At 34.6% G+C, this 21,541-nt stretch carries 22 protein-coding genes; 21 read left to right on the forward strand and 1 reads right to left on the reverse strand.

What is annotated here, in order from left to right; genetic code table 11:
- The first annotated feature begins 92 nt into the window (after nt 1-92).
- Together BAU28_RS01620 and BAU28_RS01625 are read left to right on the forward strand one after the other, a co-directional pair.
- Entirely contained in the window at nt 93-1,697 is a 1,605-nt protein-coding gene (locus tag BAU28_RS01620; RefSeq protein ID WP_025149736.1) for an ATP-binding protein, read from the forward strand.
- Nucleotides 1,697-2,389 (forward strand): response regulator, encoded by a 693-nt coding sequence (locus BAU28_RS01625; protein WP_071717518.1) that lies wholly within the window; start codon nt 1,697-1,699, stop codon nt 2,387-2,389. Before BAU28_RS01620 ends, BAU28_RS01625 begins: the two co-directional genes overlap by 1 nt.
- Before the next feature lie 66 nt (nt 2,390-2,455).
- Here BAU28_RS01625 and BAU28_RS01630 read toward each other — a convergent pair whose 3' ends face one another.
- Complete coding sequence (locus BAU28_RS01630) at nt 2,456-3,760, reverse strand: CitMHS family transporter (RefSeq protein WP_002174779.1); 1,305 nt, start codon at nt 3,758-3,760, stop codon at nt 2,456-2,458.
- Between the two features lie 254 nt (nt 3,761-4,014).
- Here BAU28_RS01630 and BAU28_RS01635 point away from each other — a divergent pair, with 254 nt between their 5' ends.
- From BAU28_RS01635 to BAU28_RS01720, 19 genes are all read left to right on the forward strand, one after another.
- Entirely contained in the window at nt 4,015-4,269 is a 255-nt protein-coding gene (locus tag BAU28_RS01635; protein ID WP_071717519.1) for a hypothetical protein, read from the forward strand.
- A 185-nt stretch (nt 4,270-4,454) separates the two neighbouring features.
- Nucleotides 4,455-4,961 (forward strand): nitrous oxide reductase accessory protein NosL, encoded by a 507-nt coding sequence (locus BAU28_RS01640; protein ID WP_071717520.1) that lies wholly within the window; start codon nt 4,455-4,457, stop codon nt 4,959-4,961.
- Between the two features lie 163 nt (nt 4,962-5,124).
- Complete coding sequence (locus tag BAU28_RS01645) at nt 5,125-5,340, forward strand: hypothetical protein (RefSeq protein ID WP_071717521.1); 216 nt, start codon at nt 5,125-5,127, stop codon at nt 5,338-5,340.
- Nucleotides 5,313-6,143, forward strand: coding sequence for an ankyrin repeat domain-containing protein (locus tag BAU28_RS01650; RefSeq protein ID WP_116500264.1), 831 nt, complete (start codon nt 5,313-5,315; stop codon nt 6,141-6,143). The genes BAU28_RS01645 and BAU28_RS01650 overlap by 28 nt, the downstream gene beginning before the upstream one ends.
- Nucleotides 6,144-6,348: 205 nt before the next feature.
- On the forward strand, nt 6,349-7,029 hold the full coding sequence (locus BAU28_RS01655; RefSeq protein WP_071717522.1) for a GNAT family N-acetyltransferase: 681 nt from the start codon (nt 6,349-6,351) through the stop codon (nt 7,027-7,029).
- Nucleotides 7,030-7,336: 307 nt separating this feature from the next.
- Nucleotides 7,337-7,903 carry a glycerol-3-phosphate responsive antiterminator gene (locus BAU28_RS01660; protein ID WP_071717612.1) on the forward strand — a complete coding sequence of 189 codons (567 nt, stop codon included), beginning with the start codon at nt 7,337-7,339 and terminating at the stop codon, nt 7,901-7,903.
- Nucleotides 7,900-8,997 (forward strand): ABC transporter ATP-binding protein, encoded by a 1,098-nt coding sequence (locus BAU28_RS01665; protein ID WP_071717523.1) that lies wholly within the window; start codon nt 7,900-7,902, stop codon nt 8,995-8,997. Before BAU28_RS01660 ends, BAU28_RS01665 begins: the two co-directional genes overlap by 4 nt.
- Nucleotides 8,997-9,929 (forward strand): carbohydrate ABC transporter permease, encoded by a 933-nt coding sequence (locus tag BAU28_RS01670; protein ID WP_025149746.1) that lies wholly within the window; start codon nt 8,997-8,999, stop codon nt 9,927-9,929. The genes BAU28_RS01665 and BAU28_RS01670 overlap by 1 nt, the downstream gene beginning before the upstream one ends.
- On the forward strand, nt 9,926-10,747 hold the full coding sequence (locus BAU28_RS01675) for a carbohydrate ABC transporter permease (RefSeq protein ID WP_002174787.1): 822 nt from the start codon (nt 9,926-9,928) through the stop codon (nt 10,745-10,747). Before BAU28_RS01670 ends, BAU28_RS01675 begins: the two co-directional genes overlap by 4 nt.
- 27 nt (nt 10,748-10,774) lie before the next feature.
- A complete protein-coding gene (locus tag BAU28_RS01680; protein WP_071717524.1) occupies nt 10,775-12,151 on the forward strand; it encodes an ABC transporter substrate-binding protein in 1,377 nt (458 codons plus the stop codon).
- Nucleotides 12,152-12,570: 419 nt separating this feature from the next.
- Nucleotides 12,571-13,275, forward strand: coding sequence for a metallophosphoesterase family protein (locus BAU28_RS01685; protein ID WP_071717525.1), 705 nt, complete (start codon nt 12,571-12,573; stop codon nt 13,273-13,275).
- Nucleotides 13,276-13,498: 223 nt separating this feature from the next.
- On the forward strand, nt 13,499-14,170 hold the full coding sequence (locus BAU28_RS01690; protein ID WP_071717526.1) for a response regulator transcription factor: 672 nt from the start codon (nt 13,499-13,501) through the stop codon (nt 14,168-14,170).
- Nucleotides 14,167-15,438, forward strand: coding sequence for a sensor histidine kinase (locus BAU28_RS01695; RefSeq protein WP_071717527.1), 1,272 nt, complete (start codon nt 14,167-14,169; stop codon nt 15,436-15,438). Before BAU28_RS01690 ends, BAU28_RS01695 begins: the two co-directional genes overlap by 4 nt.
- A gap of 237 nt (nt 15,439-15,675) precedes the next feature.
- The gene (locus BAU28_RS01700; RefSeq protein ID WP_071717528.1) at nt 15,676-16,497 is read left to right on the forward strand and encodes a transporter; all 822 of its coding nucleotides are present in this window, start codon (nt 15,676-15,678) and stop codon (nt 16,495-16,497) included.
- A gap of 21 nt (nt 16,498-16,518) precedes the next feature.
- On the forward strand, nt 16,519-17,283 hold the full coding sequence (locus tag BAU28_RS01705; protein WP_083594470.1) for a C39 family peptidase: 765 nt from the start codon (nt 16,519-16,521) through the stop codon (nt 17,281-17,283).
- A gap of 185 nt (nt 17,284-17,468) precedes the next feature.
- On the forward strand, nt 17,469-17,600 hold the full coding sequence (locus tag BAU28_RS31260) for a hypothetical protein (protein ID WP_269431810.1): 132 nt from the start codon (nt 17,469-17,471) through the stop codon (nt 17,598-17,600).
- Nucleotides 17,601-17,762: 162 nt separating this feature from the next.
- On the forward strand, nt 17,763-19,361 hold the full coding sequence (locus BAU28_RS01710; protein ID WP_071717529.1) for a sensor histidine kinase: 1,599 nt from the start codon (nt 17,763-17,765) through the stop codon (nt 19,359-19,361).
- Nucleotide 19,362: 1 nt separating this feature from the next.
- Complete coding sequence (locus tag BAU28_RS01715) at nt 19,363-20,070, forward strand: response regulator (protein ID WP_048370654.1); 708 nt, start codon at nt 19,363-19,365, stop codon at nt 20,068-20,070.
- 122 nt (nt 20,071-20,192) lie between these two features.
- A complete protein-coding gene (locus BAU28_RS01720) occupies nt 20,193-21,539 on the forward strand; it encodes a 2-hydroxycarboxylate transporter family protein (protein WP_071717530.1) in 1,347 nt (448 codons plus the stop codon).
- The last annotated feature ends 2 nt before the right edge of the window (nt 21,540-21,541 follow it).

Below are 21,541 nucleotides of genomic sequence, written 5' to 3' on the forward strand. Positions count from 1 at the left end.
AAAAGCCCGATTGGTTCAACTAATAATCAGTGGGAGATGAACAAAACCCCCACTGATTAAAGTTTCACTTTATCTATGTTAGGGGAATGGTTTTGAAATTTGAAAAATTAAAACTACAACCGAGAATTACATTAACTATTAGCACGCTTATTCTTGCTGTGCTTCTGTTAACGAGTTATTTATTTTACTATATATTATCTGAAACGGTAGAAGAGCAAATTGGCAAAAGAGCATTGTATGTTGCAAAAACAGTTGCCACTATACCAGAAATTCAAGAAGCTTTCCAAAAGGAAAATCCAAGTTCTATTATTCAGCCAATTGTAGAAAAAATTCGAATCGAAACAGATGCTGATTTCATTGTAGTTGGAAATAAAGATGGCATTCGTTATGCACATCCTAAGCGAGATAGAATAGGAGAAGCAATGGTTGGTGGTGATAATAAAGGCGTATTATTGGAAGGGAAGTCTTATATTTCAAAGGCTACTGGATCATTAGGACCTTCATTACGCGGAAAAGTTCCAATACGTAATCAAGATAATGAAATTATTGGAGTAGTATCTGTTGGTTTTTCGATGGACGATGTTTATCAAGCTGTAGAAGTATATGGTACGCGTGTGTTTTGGATTGCTATAGCTGGTTTATTGTTAGGCATAATCGGCTCTATATATTTAGCAAGAAGCATAAAAAGGATGATGTTTGGGATGGAGCCAGAAGAAATTTCATCCTTATATGAAGAACATAGTACAGTTATTCAATCTGTACGTGAAGGGATTATAGTAATCGATAAAAATGGAATTGTTAGTTTAGTAAATCAAGCGGCATATGACATTCTTTCTTTAGAAAAACAGCAAAATATAATTGGAGAATTTATTTTAAATGTTATTCCTAACTCATCGATACTAGATGTACTTCAAACTGGTGAGGGACAGTTTGATCGTCAATTAAATATAAAGGGAAAGGCTGTTATTGCTAACCGTTTACCTATTAAAGTTAATAATAAAGTAACTGGTGTTGTATCCAGTTTACGTTTGAAATCTGAAATGGACCAATTAACAGCAGAGTTGTCTCAAACGCGGCAATATACAGAAGCATTACGAGCACAAACACATGAATATAATAATTTGTTGTATACGCTTTCGGGTCTTATCCAATTAGAGTCATATGAAGATGCTTTAGAGCTTATTCATAAGGAAACGGCAGTATATCAAGATTTCGTTCAATTTATTATGAAACGAATTCAAAATCCATGGCTAGGTGGAATTTTAATTGGATTTTATAATAGAGCAAGAGAGTTGAAAATTGATTTTGTGTTAGATCGAGAAAGTAGTTTAGAAAAGTTAAGTCCGCATATTGATAGTAATTATGTTGTTTCTATTTTGGGAAATTTAATTACGAATGCATTTGAAGCAATTGAAAAAAATCAAGAGTATGACAAGAAAGTTAGAATGTTTGTAACGGATATTGGAGAAGAAATATTAATTGAAGTGGAAGATTCAGGACACGGGATTCATGATGAAATAATAACAAGCATATTCTATAAAGGTTTTTCGACGAAAGAGGGCGAAAAACGTGGATATGGATTAGCAAAAGTGAAAGAGTTAGTGGAAGATTTAAATGGGAGCATCGCAATCGAAAAAGGGGATTTAGGTGGTGCGTTATTTATCATTGCATTACCGAAAGAGAGAGGCGAATTGTAATGGTTGAGGGGATTGAAGTATTGATTGTAGAAGATGATATTCGGATTGCGGAGATTCATCGTCGTTTTGCTGAAAAAATTGATGGATTTAAAGTGATTGGAACGGCAACGACTGGGGAAGAAGCAAAGGAATGGCTAGAGCTTGTGAAGCCACAGCTTGTTTTATTAGATGTATATTTACCCGATATGCAAGGAACTGAACTCATCACATATATTAGGCATAATTTGCATGATACAGACATTATTATGATTACAGCCGCATCAGAAACAGATGTAGTGCGGCATGCTTTACGAGGTGGGGTAACAGATTATATCGTAAAGCCACTTACGTTTGATCGATTTAAAACAAGTTTAGAAAATTACCAAAAGAAGATCATGAAGTTAAAGGAAAGTGCTCAATTATCTCCAGAACAAATTGAACATCTATGGTCTCAAAGAGGAGTGCAGGCAAATCAAATAGAATATGCCCCAAAAGGGATAGATCCATTAACGTTAGCAAAAATAAAAAAGCATATGCTAACTGTTAATGAAGAGGGAATTACTGCAGAGATGCTAAGCTCAATGGTAGGTGTAAGTCGATCCACAGCGAGGCGCTATTTAGAGTATTTGATTTCTGGAAAGAAAGTGCATGCAGAGCTTATATATGGGAGTGTGGGGAGGCCAGAAAGAAGGTATTTCCGTATTTCTTCATAGGAGACTTTCATAACAATAAAAACAGTAGAGGATTACATTTCCTCTACTGTTTTTTCTAGTGTCATCTTATATTGGAATAATCCCAATTACAATTCCAGTAATCAACATAACCATTGTCGTTCCAACAGCCCAAAGTAAAGTAAAGCGTTGGTGTTCACCAAAATCAACTTTGGCCATTCCGACTAATAAATAAGTGGAAGCGACGAGAGGGCTTAGTAAGTGAACAGGTTGCCCGAGTAACGAAGCGCGTCCCATTTCAGCTGCGCTAACTCCATAAGCAGCTGCGGCTTTTGTTAAAATAGGTAATACCCCGAAGTAAAATGCATCGTTGGACATGAAAAATGTAAACGGCATACTTAGAAGAGCTGTAATAATTGGCAGCTGGGGTCCAAGTGCATCTGGTATGAGAGTAACTACACTTTGAGCCATTGCATCTACCATTTTTGTTCCAGATAGAATACCTGTGAAGATTCCAGCAGCAAATACGAGAGAAACAACTGCTAATACGTTTCCAGCATGAGACGCAATACGTTCTTTCTGTTGTTCTAAGTTTGGATAGTTAATCATAACAGCAATTGCAAAAGCGACTGTAAATAAAACAGGTAACGGCATAACTTCTAGTATGAGACAGACGAGTAAGGCAACAGTTAATAAAAAGTTAATCCATAGCAGCTTAGGGCGTTTATGTACTTCAGCTTCGACTGTTGCAGCTTGCTCATCCATTGTTTGCATTTGTTTTAAATACTGTACATCCATAATTCCTAAACGTTTTCTTTCTTTTTTTCCAAGATAGTAGGCAACGAAAACTACCCAAATTGCACCAGCGATCATTCCTGGTATAAGTGGTGTGAAGAGCTCTGATGCATCAAGACCAAGTGCACTCATAACCCGAGCAGTTGGTCCACCCCAAGGTGTAAGATTTGTCACACCTGCTCCTAACATAACAACGCCAGCTAATATAAGCGGATTCATTCCAAGACGTTTATACAGTGGATACATTGCGGAAACAGTAATCATATATGTTGTTGTTCCGTCCCCATCTAATGAAACGATAATAGTAAGGATAGCCGTACCAACAACAATTTTTAACGGATCACCTTTTACAAATTTTAAGATTTTACTAATGACAGGATCGAATAAACCACTATCAATCATAATTCCGAAATATAAAATGGCGAACATAAGCATAATACCAGTAGGTGCTAGCTTTTTAATCCCCTCTAGCATCATAGGGCCCATATTTGCATAAAAGCCACCAATTAATGCAAAAATAATTGGAATTAATATTAATGCTACTAATGCTGACATACGTTTAGTCATAATCAAAAACATAAAGACAAATACCATTACAAATCCGAGTAATGCTAACATGTAATCTCCCCCTCAAAAATGATTGCGCTTTCAAAATAAAGTAAAAATTCAGATAAAAGGTTTTTTATTTATAATAAAAGTTTCAATTCAAATGGTAAATAATTAAAAAAATAACATCATTAGAAGCATAATCTTTATTTTGATCATTTTGTTCACGAGGGTAATTTTGAATTTTTAAAAAGATAATTTACTTCGTACAAGAATGGTAGAATAAGGTGAAAATAGTGAAGTGTGAAGTAGGGAGTAGATTTTGAATGAAAAGAAGAATAGAAGAAATTTATAGTTCATGTGAAGGAAGAGTAGAGGAGATTTTTATTAATGAATCCTCTTACGTATATGAATGGGAAAAATTAATGATGATCCGAAAACACGATGGTGAGCTTGAAAAAATCGGGATAGGGATCAGTGGAAATATAAGGTTAGTGAATGTAGAGGTTGGACAGGAAATTGATACGGACACATTATTAGTTAAGCTAGAAGATGATTTGTTAATTACTGGTTGTGAATGATGAGAGATGTGTAGAAATAGCTACACATCTTTTTTGTTCCATATATTACAAAAGATATATTGTTTTTTCACAAACCTCACACAACTTTTTGATATGCTCTTAGTTGAGTATAACGAATAGATTTTTAAGAATAATTTATTATTACTAATGGGGAGTATATTGTTCTTTTTAGGGAGGAAATCTGGATGAGAGTAAAGTATGCTGTGCTTGTTATATGTTTATGCTTCTTATTTACAATAGTAGGATGTGGGAAAAAGGACATAGAAGCTATTGCAGTTGATGAGAAAAATGATAAGTGTGATATTTGTCAAATAGGGGTAATGGATAATCAATTCGCAACAGAAATTATTTTAGAGAATGGAAAAGTCTTAAAGTTTGATGATATTGGCTGTATGCATAAATGGATGGATAATAATAAAAATGAGAAGACGAAAGAAAAGTTTGTACGAGACTATAATACGAAAGATTGGGTTCCAATGCAGGACGCAACTTACGTATATGATAAAACAATAACAACACCTATGGCTTATAACGTCATCTCGTTTAAAGATAAAAAAGATGCGGAAAGTTTTGTATCTAAATATAAGGGGAAGGTCCTTTCCGACAAAGAATTATCAGAGCATAAGTGGGAAATGAACAAAGAGATGATGGGGAAACCGAAAAAAGGGAATAGCGGAGGACATTCTCATTAATACGAAGAAGTAGCTAGAGCAAGGACAACCACCCCAAGGTTGTCTTTTTCTATTGCCAGTGAGATGAAAATAGAAAGATAAAAGGTGTAAAATAGTTAGAAGAACAGTTACAATATAAAATAGTGACATCTTTAGGGGAATTAAGGATAAGAAAGATGTACAAGTGTCACCGAAACATGCTAAACTAATTGCTTCATATGTTAATGATGAAGGCGGGCGGCATATCATTCCAAACATGAATTATTTGTTGAGAAAACATGGGCATAAGCGTTCGATGATTCAATTTAAGAAGGAATATAAGGTGCTTATGGATAAATCTATTGAAGAAGAGTTATTGCATGTGATGGAGGAATGGTTAAGAAAACATTATCTTTCATAGGAGCTGTAGTTGTGAGAAAACAAAAAATATTATTATGCATGTTATTAGGACTTTTAATGATGACAGTGGCTTGTGATAAGCAAGAAGATCCTGAATCAAAACCGGTTCAGGTGAAAAATGAAAAAAAGAAGGAAAACCATAAAGAAAAGGAAGAAGCAAAAAAAGAAACAGGTATAAATTTAATGGATAAGCAATTATTACTTTCTGCGACTCTAGGTGATACCGAAACGGCTATGAAGTTGATTAAAGATGGAGCGAATATTAACGTAGAAGGTGATAACGGAGAAACGCCTGTCCTTGCAGCAACGTATCAGAATCATGTAGAGACAGTTAAAGCGTTAATTGATGCGGGAGCTGATATTGAAATTCAAGATGAGAAACAAAGCAGTCCATTTCTTTATGCTAGTAGAGAAGGTTATAAGGATATCGTAAAATTATTAATTAATGCAGGAGCTAATACGAAAGAAACTACTCGGTCAGGTGGAACAGCATTAACTTCTGCATCTGAGCGTGGTCATGTAGAGGTCGTAAAAGAATTATTAGAGCACACAGATATTGATGTGAATTACAAAAATAATCGTGGTGGAACGGCATTATTAGAAGCGATTGTATTGGGAAATGGTAGCGAAAATCATAAAAAGGTAATTCAAATGCTTATTGAGCATGGAGCGGATGTAAATATGGCTAACAGTGAAGGAACTACGCCGCTGCAATATGCTGAAAAAAGAGGGTTTAAAGATATTGCAAATATGTTGAGAGTAGCTGGGGCAAATGAAGTTATACAGCAGCAACCTACAGAGTAATATAAGAGTGAGATAAGAGGCTAAGAAAATAACAGTCATGAAATTATCCCATTTAAATAGACAGAACAAGGAGATCATCCGGCAAGATGGACTCATTGATGTTTATTTAAATGGGATTTTTGTTTTGAGAAGGAGTTCTTTTGTATTTACTCTATGAAGGCTTGTTATAGGAATTTTGTATATGCAGTAACAGAGGAGGATATAGATGAAACTTTCAGAACTTGAATTAATAGCAATTCAGGCAGAGGTTCTATTTGTTCATAATCAAGTAGGAAGAATAAAGAGTGTAAATGAGCATGGAAATCTGAAAGCGCCACGTTTTTTTCTTGGCCGAACTCGGGAGGGGAATATAACGAGATATCATTATAACCTTCATAGTGAAACGGTGAATGAGATTGGGAAATTAATTTCAGAACGTTCAAATCACATAGAGATAGCAAAAATCATTAAAATATTAAATGAGGAAAGAGCGGTGGAGAATATTTGGATGGGACCTGCTTATAGATTTCCTAATGATTTAATAAAACCAATTAGGACGCTACAAATAACAGGGAAGAATAAAGAACTCTTGCGAGAAAGCTTTCCTAATCTAATAGAACAGATGGAATGGAGGAAACCTTATTTTGCAATTGTTGAAAATGAAAAGGTGGTTTCTATATGCTGTAGTGCAAGAAGTACACCAATAGCTTCTGAAGCGAGTGTAGAAACGTTATCTGAGTTTCAAGGAAAAGGATATGGTTCAGATGTTGTTACGGCCTGGGCGATATCAATACAAGAAGAAAAACGCATTCCACTTTACAGCACGGCTTGGGATAATTTTGCTTCGCAAGCAGTGGCAAGAAAACTAAAACTGAGTAACTATGGTATGGATTTACATATCACTTAAATTCTAAACAAAGTTGTTTTCTGTTGGAGTTTATTCGTATATCTTGATTATTGTAAAAGTAATATGGTGAATATTAACATTCGATTAACACCTAATTAACAATCTATCAAAACTGACTTAATAAATACGTAATATAGTAAAGGTAACAAAATAACTAGGGTAGAGAACATTTGAGAACACCCGCTTACATATAACGTGCCACTTTCTTAAGTGTGCTCTATTCCCTAGAGTTCAAATAAGGAGAAAGGTGTTCTATGTAAGTAGGTGTTTTTAGTTTGGATAAAAATAGAAAAGCTAGGTGAAGTCAATATTTAAAGAACCTTATATAGCGATGATAAAGGATTGGAAAGGGTATAAAACATACAAAAAATTACCGAAAACAGTTTTCCTTATGACTGGTTCAATGTTGGAGTTACCAGAGCGTGTATATGAATTACAGAAAAATGGACATGATGTATTTCTTCATTGTGATTTTATACAAGGGCTAAATACGAATACAGAGGAAGCACTTTTGTATATACAAGATGTTATTGGTGCACAAGGTATTATTTCGACAAAGGGGTCGACAATTCGAAATGCCAATAAGATTGTATTGAAAACGATTCAACGTATTTTTATCGTTGATACTTTATCTCTTACAAAATCAATTGAAAATTGTAAAACGACTAAACCGAATGCAGTAGAGATTATGCCTGGTATTATGCCTTCTATTATTAAACAGCTAGCAGAGGAAATAGAATTTCCTATTATTGCAGGCGGACTGATTCAAACTCGAGAAGATGCAGAAATTGCAATTCGTGCAGGAGCAAGTGCGATTTCAACAAGTGATTATGAAGTATGGATACAAGACGAAAAAAGGAGTGCAATCTTGTGATTGAATTGAAAAATGTATTAAAGGTATATAAAAACGCGGAAGAGACAGCGGTTAAGGATGTATCGGTTCACATTAAGAAGGGAGAATTTTTTGTTTTAGTTGGACCTTCGGGATGTGGGAAAAGTACATTATTACGAATGATTGCTGGCTTAGAAGGAATTTCTTCGGGAGATTTAATTATTAATGAGCGTGTTGCAAATGATTTAGAGCCGAAAGATCGTAATCTATCAATGGTATTTCAAAACTATGCGTTATATCCACACTTATCTGTAGAAGAAAATATTTTATTTGGCCTTAAGGTAAGAAAAGTACAGAAAGAAGAGCGGCAAAAACGATTAATGGAAGCTGTTGAAATGGTAGGACTAAAAGAGTATGTGAAAATGAAACCAGGCCAATTATCAGGTGGACAAAGACAGCGTGTTGCGCTTGCTAGGGCGATTGTGAGTCAAGCACCGATTTGCTTAATGGATGAGCCGCTTTCGAATTTAGATGCGAAATTGCGTGCGCAAATGAGGATTGAAATTAGAGAAATTCAGCAACGATTAGGAATTACGATGATTTACGTTACTCACGATCAAATTGAAGCGATGACTATGGGAGACCGCATTATGGTTTTAAATAAAGGAAGTATACAGCAAGTTGGAACACCGCTTGATATATATAACGAACCAGCAAATGAATTTGTTGCAAGTTTTATAGGTTCTCCTTCTATGAATATGAATGATGGGGAAGTGGATAAAGAAAAAGGTGTATTGCATATAGGCCAATTGCAAATTCCGTTATCTATTGGACAGTTAAAGCAATTACCAGAAGGAATTATTCGAATAGGCATGCGTCCTGAGCATATTGCATTGTCTGAGGAAGGACAAGAAGTTACGCTGCAATCTGTAGAAGTATTAGGGAATGAATCTATTTTAAACTTTTCGGTAAATGGGGCAACTTGGAGTGCAAAAGTCATCGGACAGTTACTCTTGAACAAAGGTGACAAAGTAAAATTATTATTCTCGCAAGAAAAACTATGCTTCTTTCAACAGAAAACGAATGAACGATTAAAAGTGGTAGCTGAAGAAGAGCTGAAAGTGGTGGCGAAATAATGATTGAGGTAGGGAAATTACCAGCTCAAACAAAAGTGTCAAAAAAGAAGGCATTATGGGGGAGAACGAAAGATTTAAGAATAGGATTATTATTTTTAGCACCATCTATTTTATTGTTTTCGATTTTTCTTTTCTATCCATTGTTTAGGACGATTTACTATAGTTTTTATTTAACAGATATACACGGAGAAGCTAATCTTTTTGTTGGCTTGGAAAATTATCAATATTTATTTTCTGATCCTGCTTTCTACAAAAGTATAAAGTCAACTTTATTATTTGTTTTATATACAGTACCTACTAGTATTATATTCGCTTTATTTCTTGCATTAATTGCAAATGAGAAAGTAAGAGGTATTGGATTATTTCGGGTGCTCTTTTCCTCAACGATGGGCATATCAGTAGCTGCGAGTGCAGTGATTTGGCTATTTTTATTTCATCCAAGTGTAGGGTTATTTAATAACATATTAGCCTCTATGAATCTCCCTGCGATTGCATGGTTAACGAGTCCGGACTGGGCATTGTTTTCTGTATCGGTTACAACGGTTTGGGTGAATACAGGATTTGCATTTTTAGTTATATTAGGTGGTTTACAAAATGTTGATACGTCTTTATATGAGAGTGCATCTATAGATGGTGCGAGCTATTTATATAAGCTTCGCCGCGTTACATTACCGATGTTATCACCAACGTTATTTTTTATTGTAACAGTAACTTTAATTAGTGCATTTCAAAGCTTTGGACAAATCGATATTTTGACGCACGGTGGACCGAACGATGCAACGAATTTAATTGTGTACTCGATTTATAAAGAAGCATTTGTGAATCATCAATTTGGAACAGCAAGTGCACAAGCGATGGTATTATTTGTTTTCATTTTCATTGCTACATTACTTCAATTCAAGTTTGCAGAGAGAAAGGTGCATTATAAATGATTGTTAAACAGTGGAAACAAAACTTCCTATTATACATACTGCTCATTATTAGTGCAGTGATGGTGTTTTTTCCTGTACTCTATGCGTTTTTAATAAGCTTTATGACACCAGATGATATTCAAATGAGAAGGTTATTTCCGACTCAATTTACTTTTGATAATTTCATTAATATCTTTCAAAAAGTACCGCTTTTTACGTACTTATATAACAGTTTAATTGTATCGACAGTTGTTATGATTGGACAACTTATCGTATCAAGCTTAGCTGCTTATGCTTTTGTCTTTCTTCAGTTTAAAGGAAGAAACTTTATTTTCTTCCTGTTTATTTCAACGATGCTTATTCCGTGGGAAGCAACGATGGTACCAAACTTTTTAACGATTCAAAATTTCGGATGGATCAATAGCTTTGCTGGGATGACAGTACCGTTTTTTGCAACAGCCTTCGGTATTTTCTTACTACGTCAGCATTTTATGACACTTCCGAATGAACTGAAAGAAGCTGCTTTTATTGAAGGGATTGGAAATTTAAGGTTTTTATTCAGCGTTGTAATTCCATATTGTAAAACGAGTTTTATTACGCTTGGAGTATATAGCTTTTTAACAACATGGAATATGTATTTATGGCCGCTCTTAGTGACCACTGATGAAAAAGTAAGAACAGTTCAAATTGGTGTGAAGCAGCTCCAGTCTCAAGAAGTTGCAACTGATTGGGGAAGTGTAATGGCTGGTGTTACTGTTATCGTCATTCCAACGTTGATTTTACTATTTTTAGGGCAAAAGCAATTGCAACAAGGATTAACAAAAGGTGCAATTAAATAAGCATACATAAGAAAAGGTGGGATTGAGATGAGTTTATTGAAAAAAAGTGCCGCTCTTTTGATGGCAGCCACAATGGCGTTAACCGGAGCAGCTTGTTCAAGTAGTAAAACAGAGGGGAAATCTGAAGCACAGGCAAAAGTAGCTCCAGTTGAAAAAAATGGTGATAAAACTGTAATTCGCTTCTGGCATGCGATGGGTGGAAAAACACAGGGTGTGCTAGATGGGCTTGTTGCAGACTATAATAAGTCACAGAATAAATACGAGATAAAGGCAGAGTTCCAAGGAACATACGAAGAGTCTTTAACGAAGTTTAAAACGATATCTGCAACGAAAGAAGCGCCAGCTCTTGTTCAATCAAGTGAAATTACAACGAAATATATGATTGATAGCAAAAAGATTACGCCTATTGATACCTGGATTAAAAAAGATAAGTACGATACATCAAAATTAGAAAAAGCAATTACGAATTATTACTCAGTTGATGGGAAAATGTATTCTATGCCATTTAATTCATCTACACCAGTATTAATTTATAATAAAGATGCTTTCGCAAAGGCTGGGTTAGATCCAGAGAAAGCTCCGAAAACATATGCAGAATTAAAAGAAGCAGCTAAAAAGTTAACGATTAAAGAAGGCGGAAATGTAAAACAATATGGATTCTCTATGCTGAACTATGGATGGTTCTTTGAAGAATTATTAGCGACACAAGGCGGTCTATATGTGGATAATGAGAATGGGCGAAAAGATGCAGCAACGAAAGCGGCATTTAACGGAAAAGAAGGGCAAAAAGTATTTGGGATGTTAGATGAATTGAATAAGGCTGGTGCATTAGGAAAGTATGGAGCAAGTTGGGATGATATTCGTGCCGCATTCCAATCTGGACAAGTTGCTATGTATTTAGATTCTTCAGCTGGTGTTCGTGATTTAATTGATGCATCTAAGTTTAACGTTGGTGTTGCATATATTCCATATCCAGAAGATACGAAACAAAATGGTGTTGTTATTGGCGGAGCGTCATTATGGATGACGAATATGGTTTCAGAAGAAGCGCAGCAAGGTGCTTGGGACTTTATGAAATATTTAACGAAACCAGACGTACAAGCGAAATGGCATACAGCAACAGGGTATTTCTCAATTAATCCAGATGCATATAATGAACCGTTAGTAAAAGAACAATATGAAAAGTATCCACAGTTAAAAGTAACGGTAGATCAACTGCAAGCAACGAAGCAATCTTCAGCAACGCAAGGGGCATTAATTAGTGTATTCCCAGAATCACGAGATGCAGTTGTGAAAGCACTAGAAGCAATGTATGACGGGAAAAATAGTAAAGAAGCGTTAGATGAGGCTGCAAAAGCAACAGATAGAGCCATTAGTATTTCAGCTCGTACGAGTCAAAAATAAAAGAAAGCCGTGTCCTTCTTAAGGATACGGCTTTCTTTATAGGGAGATAAGGGATCAAAGAAATGATGAAGTCTTATCTCTTTTATATGAGCAAAGGGTCTAGAACGAATCTTGTCCTTTTCATTATTTATTTAACTCCATTGCAACTTGTTTGCCATTTACGAAAACCTCTGCCACCGCTACTACAACTTCCATCACTTTTTTCATATCTCATCTCTCCTTGTTTTTTGTTTCATTTCTTACTTTTAGTATAAGGAAATGCAGTAATTACAACTATCGAATTGGATGACAAGAGACTTACATTGTTGTAAGGATAATAGTTTTATTTGTAATAAATGCTATTTTGGATTAGGATTCAGAAATTTCTGTTGTTTTAATCTATAATTAGAAAGAGAGTGGTTTAGAAAGAGGGGGAAGAAATGAGGAGAATACTTGTTATTAGTGATATTCATGGAGAAATAGAAAAGTTCGAGCAGTTATTGGAAGAAACTCAATATAATGCAAAGCAGGATCAACTAATTTTATTAGGTGATTATGTAGATCGTGGTCCAAATGCGCGTGCTGTCATTGAAAAGGTAAAAGGGTTAAAAGAAGAGGGAGCTTTCGTTTTAAAGGGAAATCATGAAGATATGATGATTAAAGCGTTAACGACAGATGAGGAGCGCTCGTGGAATCATTGGGTAAAAAGAAATGGTGGAGATAAAACATTATATAGCTATGGGTTTGTAGAAGAAGATATTGAGGTTAATGAGGAAGACTTCCAAAAGCCAATTTTACAATCTCATATATTAGAGGAACATGTAAAGTTTATTCAAGAATTAGATCATTACATTGAAACAGAAGAGTATATATTTGTACATGCTGGTGTTGAGCCGCTGAAACGAGTTTCTGAATCTGAACCATACACTTTAATGTGGATACGTAATGAGTTTCATAGTGGGTATAGTGGCGAAAAGGTTGTTATATTTGGACATACAGAAACAAAGACGCTTCATGGTAATGATGATTGTGGAGTGTATTTTGGTAGTAATCGTATTATAGGTATTGATGGCGGGGCTGTGTATGGTGGGCAGTTGAATTGTTTGGAGTTGCCGAGTAAAAAGGTATATGTAGTAAAAGATTGAAAGAAATAAGGATTTCCTTATTTCTTTCAATCTTTTATTAAGGCAAAGTTAAGAAATGGACTTTATAATAAATCTTCAAAATTCTATCGAATCCAAATTCTTAGATGGAAATAGTTAAAAAAGCGATTGTATAATGTGGCTACTTTCTTTCGTTATTAAGAGAAGTGATGTAATAATAAAGGAAAAGCGAATTGAAATATATTGTGGAAGGTGAGAAAGGCCGATGCGCTTACTTGTAGTAGAAGATAATGCTTCTTTATTGGAGTCTATAGTACAAATTTTACGTGATGAATTTGAAGTGGACATGGCAATGAATGGGGAAGATGGTTTGTTTTTGGCATTACAAAATATATATGATGCAATTTTACTTGATGTCATGATGCCAGAAATGGATGGATTTGAAGTTATTCAAAAAATACGAGATGAGAAGATTGAAACGCCAGTTTTATTTTTAACAGCAAAAGATTCTTTGGAGGATCGAGTAAAAGGTTTAGATTTTGGCGGAGATGATTATCTCGTTAAGCCATTTCAAGCACCGGAATTAAAAGCGAGAATTCGTGCTTTATTACGACGAAGTGGTAGTTTAACAACAAAGCAGACAATTCGTTATAAAGGAATCGAACTGTTTGGAAAAGATAAAGATGCACAAGTAGATGGACAAGCAATTAAGTTGACTTTAAAACAGTATGAACTTCTAGAGTACCTCATTCAAAATAGCGGTAAGATTTTAATGCGTGAACAAATTTTTGATCGTGTTTGGGGATTTGATTCAGATACGACAGTAGCGATTGTAGAAGTGTATGTTCATCACTTACGTAAAAAATTAGAGCCATTCGGTTATCAGAAAGATATTCAAACTGTTCGTGGTATTGGATATATATTGAAAGAACAATGAAAAAGGGAAGTATGTTTCAAAAGACACGCATTCGTCTGACTATATTAAATTCGTTAGTGTTTATTATATTAATTGGGATATTGGGAAGTTTAGTTTATTCATATACATATGACCAAATCTACAAGGGAGTAGATGGATCGATAAGAGACTTTATTATGAAGATAACGAGAGAGAAGCGCCAAGGTCCCGCTCAATTTGAATTAAATAAAGATTTACGTATAGGGGATTCAAGGGCCACTTTTTTGGTATGGAATGAAAATAATCAGTTGCAAGATATAGACCAAAGATCTCGAGATCGCAGCTTTTTTGAAGAGAACCAAACAAGTTTATTTCCAAAAAAAGTTGGAGATTTCTATGATATAGAAATTAAAGGGAGAAGTTATAGAACTGGAGCAGCTCATGTAACTACACAGTTTGGAGAGAATTTTACACTTCAAATATTGCGTGAAACAACAACTGAAAAAGAAGTACTTCGCACATTATTGTTAATTCTTATAATCGGTTGTGGGATAGGAAGCCTATGTGCAATAGGAATCGGCTTTTTCCTAGCGGGTAGAGCACTCATACCGATTCAAAAGTCATGGGAGAAACAGCAGGAATTCGTTTCTGATGCATCACATGAATTAAGGACGCCACTTGCGGTTATCCAATCAAAAACAGATGTATTATTCCAGTCACCATCTGCAACGATAGAAGAAAAGGCGATGGATATTTCTACAATTTCAAAGGAATGTAGACGGTTATCGAAGCTAGTTGCTAATTTATTATTGTTAGCACGTTCGGATTCTAATCAAATCGAGATGGATAAGAAAACATTTGAACTAGATAAATTGTTAGAAGAAATAGTAGATCCATATAAAGAAATTGCTTCTTATCAAGAAAAAGAGATGATATTAAAAGTAGAACGTAACATATCGTTTATTGGCGATAGAGAGAGAATCCATCAAATGATGGTCATACTGTTAGATAATGCGATGAAGTATACGAATGAAGGTGGACATATTCAAATTAATTGTACGCAAACGAGTAGTTCAATTCGTATACGGGTGAAGGATAACGGGATAGGAGTTAAGGAAGAGGATAGTCCAAAATTATTTGATCGTTTTTATCAAGGTGATAAAGCGAGAAGTGCATCAGAAGGCGCTGGATTAGGTCTTTCAATCGCTAATTGGATTGTAGAAAAACATTACGGAAAAATATCGGTAGAGAGCAAATGGGGAGAAGGTACTTGTTTTGAAGTGATTTTCCCGAAAAATCAAAGGTTATAAGTGAGAAGGCGATCTTGTTTTTTACAAGGTCGTCTTTTTTTAAGGGAAAGTTAAGGAACAACTTGTATCATGTATTACATCATGGAAACTTGTAATAGAAAGAGACGCTGAAGTAGATATTTTTGAATGAATTAGATGAATCATACTGTTATTTCTAACAGTGATGAAGTTGATGTATAGTATTAAAAAAATTATGGGAAAGATGGAAACAGAAAGCGTGAGAAGGAGGAAGAATTCTTGAAAAAGAAGATGATGATGGTATGCGCTATTGGAGTAATGAGTTTAAGTATATTAGGAGGCGCCTCTTCTTCTGGAACGACAAAAGGAAAGACAGATTACACGCAGCGCAGTAAAGAACAGTTAAACGATGGGAAAATACATGCGATGCATACAGAAGAAAAGGCGGAAAAACTAGGCATTGAAACGAATGGAAAAGAACAAATTACGTTAGAAAAAGAAATTCATGAAACGGAAGTAGGAAGAGAAGCGGAACAATTAGGTATTTCAACAGAAGGAAAAGATGTTGGAATTCTTTCGGAAGAAATTTATGAAACAAAAGTGAAGCAGGAAGCATTGAAACTAGGAATATCAATAGAGAATACATCGATTGTGGATTTAATAAATCAAATTAATACAATCAAAATTAATAATGAAGCAGATAAACTAGGGGTTTCAATAGAAGGAAAAGAAATGCAAGATATTGCGGAAGAAATTTATGGAACGAAAGTAAGAGAAGAAGCGGAAAAGCTCGGTATTTCTAAAAAAGGAAAAGGGATAGAAGATCTAGCACAAGAAGTGTATGAACAAAAAGTGCAGGAAGAAGCAAAAAAATATCATATTGATCTATACGGCAAAGATATATATCAAGTATTAAGAGAAATTAATGAACAAAAAGTGGTGCAAATGGCAGATGAGCTTAATATGGATAGAACGAATATGAATATTCAAGATTTAGCAGAAAAAATAAAACGAGAACAACCTGAAAAGGGAAAAGAACTAAACTTTGTACCGATGATTCAAACAGATGCAGATGCGTTTTATTCTTATTTAACGAATTAAAGAGGGCGTGGGAATAGGAGCATGATACGAAATTGGAAAGTGTGTATGTATGTGATTATATTCGGGGTGGTAATATGGGGCATATATACGAATGGGTTTACAAAGTATGCCGAGAAAGTAAAGAGAGTAACAGTATCCACTACAAAAAGTCAGAAACAAACAATATCTACTAATAATCAAGGTGATGAAAAAATCGTCTTATCAAATGTGCCTTTAATTCAGCAATTACCAGAGCTAGAGAGAGGATGCGAGGTGACGAGCTTAGCGATGATGTTACAATACGCAGGTGTTTCTGTAGATAAGATGAAATTGGCAGATGAAATAAAGAAAGTTGATTTTGAGGATAATGGTACACGTGGAAATCCGAATGAAGGGTTTGTAGGGGATATTTATACATTTTCTGAATCAGGATATGGTGTATATCACGAACCGCTCTTTCAATTAGCGAAAAAATATTTACCTAATAAAGCTGTGGATTTAACAGGGAAAAGTATAGAAGAAATTTATAAGAGTGTAAAAGCGGGGCAACCGGTAGTAATGATTACGAATGCAACATATGCACCATTAGGTGAGGATGAATTTGCTACATGGGAAACAGATAGTGGCGATGTTTCGATTACTTATAGTGAACATTGTATTGTACTTGTTGGATACGATAAGGAGTCCGTATATATTCAAGATCCTCTTAATGATAGTCCAGATGTAAGTGTGCCGAGAGAAAACTTTGAAAAGGCGTGGGTACAGATGGGAAGTCAAGCAATTAGTTATGTGAAAAGTTCAAAATGAATTAAGGGAATTATATAAATAAAAGGTTATACAGATTATAAAGAAGGTTTTGTGAGCAGTGTTTTAAAGAAGCAAAGATAATAAGAAGAAAGAGAACTTCTATGTATGGAGGTTCTCTTATTTTGTAATTTAAACTTTTAAGAATAACTACATATGTAAAAAATGCATAATCAACAAAAAAATACATGTTATTATTATATTTTGTTTCCAAAATTAATCGAGTAGCAGAAACAATGAAAGGTTTAGCTGGCGATGAAAATGAAGTAACAAATGCCATTGATGAGATTGCAAAAGCTACAGAAGAACAAGTCAATTAAAGGGAATAAGTTAGTTTAGTCACTCAAAACTTAGCAGAGATGACAGAAGAATTATAAGAAATGATTAGTAAATTTAAAGTATAATAACAGGAAATAAGTAAGGTGGAAATGAGATCACCTTACTTATTTTTCTATACAGCAATTAGGGGAGTCATTAACGGGATGAAAAAAAGAAAAAGACTATGGAATTTATGGAAAACGATTACATTATTAGTGTGTACAGTTGTAATTTTTTCTTTGCTCGTAACAGATATTTTGATTAGCCATAATGTTGAACGAACGACAGAAGATAGCCAAGCAGAGAAGGCAAAAACGATTGCACGTATTGTGGCGAATGATTCTATTGTAATTGATGGGTTGGCGGGGAAAGTAGATACCGCCTTGATTCAAGTGTATACAAATAAGATATTAAAGAGTACGGATGTTCAATTTATTGTGGTTATGGATATGAATGGAATCCGAAAATCTCACCCCAATCCTCAAAAAATAGGTCATCATTTTATTGGGGGAGATGAAGGGCCCGTATTGAAGGGGAATGAACATGTATCATTGGCAGAAGGAACTTTAGGGATTTCTATGAGAGTATTTGTGCCAGTTTTTTCTGAAACAGGGGAACAACTTGGAGCGGTTGCGGTTGGAATTTCAGCAGATAATGTAAAAGAGCGAGTTAAGGAAAGTAGACATATTATTTATATCGGTGTTGGAGTTGGAGTATTAGTTGGTGTTATAGGGGCGATATTGCTAGCTAGACATATAAAGAAAAGTTTATTTGGTCTTGAGCCGCATAGGATAGCGAAAATTCTTGAAGAAAGAAATACGATGTTGCTTTCGGTGAAAGAAGGTATTATTGCTGTAGATAAAGAGGCGAACGTAACTTTAATCAATAATGAGGCAAAACGGTTATTTAAGAAAAGTGGACTTGAAGAAGACTTTATTGGTAAAGATGTTGAATTGTACATGCCAAATTCACGTATAAAAGAAGTATTGCAAACTGGAGAGGTACAATTAAACGAAGAACAAAATATTTATGGAATTACGATTGTTACTAATCGTGTTCCTTTATATGTAAAAGGAGAAATAGTTGGCGCGATTGCAACATTTCGTGATAAAACAGAAATTAGAAAATTAGCAGAAGAATTAACTGGTATTAGGTTATATGCGGAAGCATTACGGGCGCAATCTCATGAATTTATGAATAAAATGCATGTCGTATTAGGGCTTACACATATGAAACAGTATGAAGAATTGCAGAAATATGTAAGTAGTATGGTATCAGAGCATCAATATGAAATTGGTGGGGTTATGAAAAGAATTAAAAGTCCAGTATTTGCTGGTTTTTTATTAGGTAAGCTTAGCTATGCTAGAGAGAAAAATATAAAGTTAATTATAAAAGAAGATTCTTACTTACCAGAAATATATGATGAACGTATCATTCATGAACTAATCACCGTTGTCGGAAATTTAATTGATAATGCATTAGACGCGGTGACGAATTGTGAGAAGAAGCAAGTTGAAGTTGGAATACAATATGGGGATACATTAATCATTACAGTACAAGATACAGGGAAAGGCATACAAGAAGATGAAATGGATGCATTATTTATAAAAGGTTATTCCACAAAGGGTGATAATCGGGGGTATGGTTTGTACCTTGTAAAGGAAAGCATACAGCGAATAAATGGGGAAATTCATATTCATTCATTGGTAGGAGAGGGAACAACGATAACAATTGAAATACCTAAAAGTAGGGATGAGAGATAAGATGATCAAAGTTTTGATTGTAGAAGATGATCCGATGGTTGCAATGTTAAATACGCATTATTTAGAGCAAGTGGGAGGGTTTGAGCTTGTTCATGCAGTTAAATCAGTAAAAGAGGCGATAGAAGTATTAGAGAAATCACGAGTAGAATTAGTATTACTTGATATCTTTATGCCTGAGGAGACTGGATTTGAGCTTTTAATGTATATTCGGAATCAAGAAAAAGAAATTGATATTATGATGATTTCAGCTGTGCATGATATGGGGAGTATAAAAAAAGCATTACAATATGGAGTGGTAGATTATTTAATTAAACCATTTACATTTGAACGCTTTAAGGAAGCATTAACTGTGTATCGAGAAAAATTTACTTTTATGAAAGAACAACAAAAAATTAGTCAATCGGAATTGGATTCGCTAATTTTACAAAAAGAAAAAAGAGAGTCCTTTGACTATAAAGAGCTTCCAAAAGGATTAACAAAGCAAACGCTACAATTAATTTGGAAGAAAATCGAATCGCTTAAGGGACAAGCATTTACAACAGATGAAATGGCGCAATTAGTAGGAGTTTCAAGGGTTTCTATTCGAAAATATGTAATGTTTTTGACTGAAATTGGAGTATTAGAGAATGAAATGGTGTATCAAAATGTGGGAAGACCGGTGAGTAAATTAAGATGTATTGATCAAAATAAAATAAATTTTTACGTATAAGCGACTTATAATAAGTCGCTTATACTTTTTTTAATTACAAAAGTAGTTACAAAACTTACAAAAACTATTTTTACTATTGAAAGCGTTTTAATATTGTTATTAAGAAAACAAGGGGGTGCCATATGGGAATACAAAAGAATGTGGAAGCGGTATCATTTTCTGAGGGAAATGAATTGAGAAGTGAATCTTTCGCTTCTAAAATTATGAATGTTAAAATCGGTGTTATACCTTTACCGTTATATGTAGTATTGGCTGCTATTATTTATGGAGCATCTGTATATAATAAATTGCCAGCAGATATGATTGGTGGATTTGCAGTTATTATGATTATGGGTATTTTCTTAGGAGACATTGGGATGAGAATTCCAATTTTAAAAAATATCGGTGGTCCAGCAATTCTTTCATTATTTATTCCATCATTACTTGTATTTTTTAACTGGATGAATCCAGCTTCAATGGAAGCTGCGACTATGTTAATGAAAAAATCGAACTTTTTATATTTATATATTTCTTGCTTAGTAGTAGGAAGTATTTTAGGAATGAATCGCAAAGTGTTAGTACAAGGTTTCGTTCGTATGTTTATTCCTTTAGTAGTAGGAACGTTAGCTTCTATAGCAGTAGGCTTATTAGTTGGTTCACTATTTGGGTTTGAAATGAAGAAGACTTTCTTCTTTATTATCGTCCCTATTGTGAGTGGCGGTATTGGCGAAGGGATTTTACCATTGTCGTTAGCTTACAGTGATATTTTAAATGAATCATCAGCAACATTTGTATCACAGCTTATTCCTGCGGCTATTATCGGAAATATGTTTGCGATCGTGAGCGCAGGCTATATGAAACGTTTAGGTGAGAAGAAACCTGAGCTTAGTGGTAACGGTGTATTAGTAAAAACAGATAATCAAGCAGAGCTATTAAAAGAGCAAAATGCAGAAAAACCAATTGATTTCTCATTAATGGGAGCAGGGTTATTGATTGCATGTACATTCTTTATTTTCGGAGGATTCGCTTCTAAATTTATCGGTATTCCTGGGGCAATCATTATGATTTTTTCAGCGGCAATTGTGAAGTATTTTAATTTAATGCCAGCAAAAATGGAGCAAGGTGCATTCCATTTATATAAATTTATTTCAAAGAATTTAACCTGGCCGTTAATGGTCGGTTTAGGATTGCTATATATTCCGTTAAAAGATGTAGCAGCAGTTCTTTCTGTAGGATATGTTGTTGTGTGTGCATCGGTTGTTCTTACAATGGTAACAACAGGTTTTCTTGTAGGGAAAGTGATGAAAATGTATCCAGTTGAATCAGCGATTGTAACTGGATGTCATAGTGGTTTAGGTGGAACTGGAGATGTTGCTATTTTATCAGCCTCAAACCGTATGGAATTAATGCCGTTTGCGCAAATTTCAACGCGTTTAGGCGGGGCAGCAATGGTTGTAACAGCGACAATTTTATTAAAAATGTTTTCATGATC

Origin of the sequence: Bacillus paramycoides, from assembly GCF_001884235.1 — a bacterium.
Taxonomy (GTDB): Bacteria; Bacillota; Bacilli; order Bacillales; family Bacillaceae_G; genus Bacillus_A; species Bacillus_A paramycoides.

Bases quoted from the DNA above. Each gene is read 5' to 3' on its own strand.
- BAU28_RS01625 (WP_071717518.1), top strand. From the start codon at position 1,697: ATGGTTGAGGGGATTGAAGTATTGATTGTAGAAGATGATATTCGGATT.
- BAU28_RS01630 (WP_002174779.1), bottom strand. From the start codon at position 3,760: ATGTTAGCATTACTCGGATTTGTAATGGTATTTGTCTTTATGTTTTTG.
- BAU28_RS01635 (WP_071717519.1), top strand. From the start codon at position 4,015: ATGAAAAGAAGAATAGAAGAAATTTATAGTTCATGTGAAGGAAGAGTA.
- BAU28_RS01640 (WP_071717520.1), top strand. From the start codon at position 4,455: ATGAGAGTAAAGTATGCTGTGCTTGTTATATGTTTATGCTTCTTATTT.
- BAU28_RS01650 (WP_116500264.1), top strand. From the start codon at position 5,313: ATGGTTAAGAAAACATTATCTTTCATAGGAGCTGTAGTTGTGAGAAAA.
- BAU28_RS01655 (WP_071717522.1), top strand. From the start codon at position 6,349: ATGAAACTTTCAGAACTTGAATTAATAGCAATTCAGGCAGAGGTTCTA.
- BAU28_RS01670 (WP_025149746.1), top strand. From the start codon at position 8,997: ATGATTGAGGTAGGGAAATTACCAGCTCAAACAAAAGTGTCAAAAAAG.
- BAU28_RS01675 (WP_002174787.1), top strand. From the start codon at position 9,926: ATGATTGTTAAACAGTGGAAACAAAACTTCCTATTATACATACTGCTC.
- BAU28_RS01680 (WP_071717524.1), top strand. From the start codon at position 10,775: ATGAGTTTATTGAAAAAAAGTGCCGCTCTTTTGATGGCAGCCACAATG.
- BAU28_RS01685 (WP_071717525.1), top strand. From the start codon at position 12,571: ATGAGGAGAATACTTGTTATTAGTGATATTCATGGAGAAATAGAAAAG.
- BAU28_RS01690 (WP_071717526.1), top strand. From the start codon at position 13,499: ATGCGCTTACTTGTAGTAGAAGATAATGCTTCTTTATTGGAGTCTATA.
- BAU28_RS01695 (WP_071717527.1), top strand. From the start codon at position 14,167: ATGAAAAAGGGAAGTATGTTTCAAAAGACACGCATTCGTCTGACTATA.
- BAU28_RS01705 (WP_083594470.1), top strand. From the start codon at position 16,519: ATGATACGAAATTGGAAAGTGTGTATGTATGTGATTATATTCGGGGTG.
- BAU28_RS31260 (WP_269431810.1), top strand. From the start codon at position 17,469: ATGTTATTATTATATTTTGTTTCCAAAATTAATCGAGTAGCAGAAACA.
- BAU28_RS01710 (WP_071717529.1), top strand. From the start codon at position 17,763: ATGAAAAAAAGAAAAAGACTATGGAATTTATGGAAAACGATTACATTA.
- BAU28_RS01715 (WP_048370654.1), top strand. From the start codon at position 19,363: ATGATCAAAGTTTTGATTGTAGAAGATGATCCGATGGTTGCAATGTTA.
- BAU28_RS01720 (WP_071717530.1), top strand. From the start codon at position 20,193: ATGGGAATACAAAAGAATGTGGAAGCGGTATCATTTTCTGAGGGAAAT.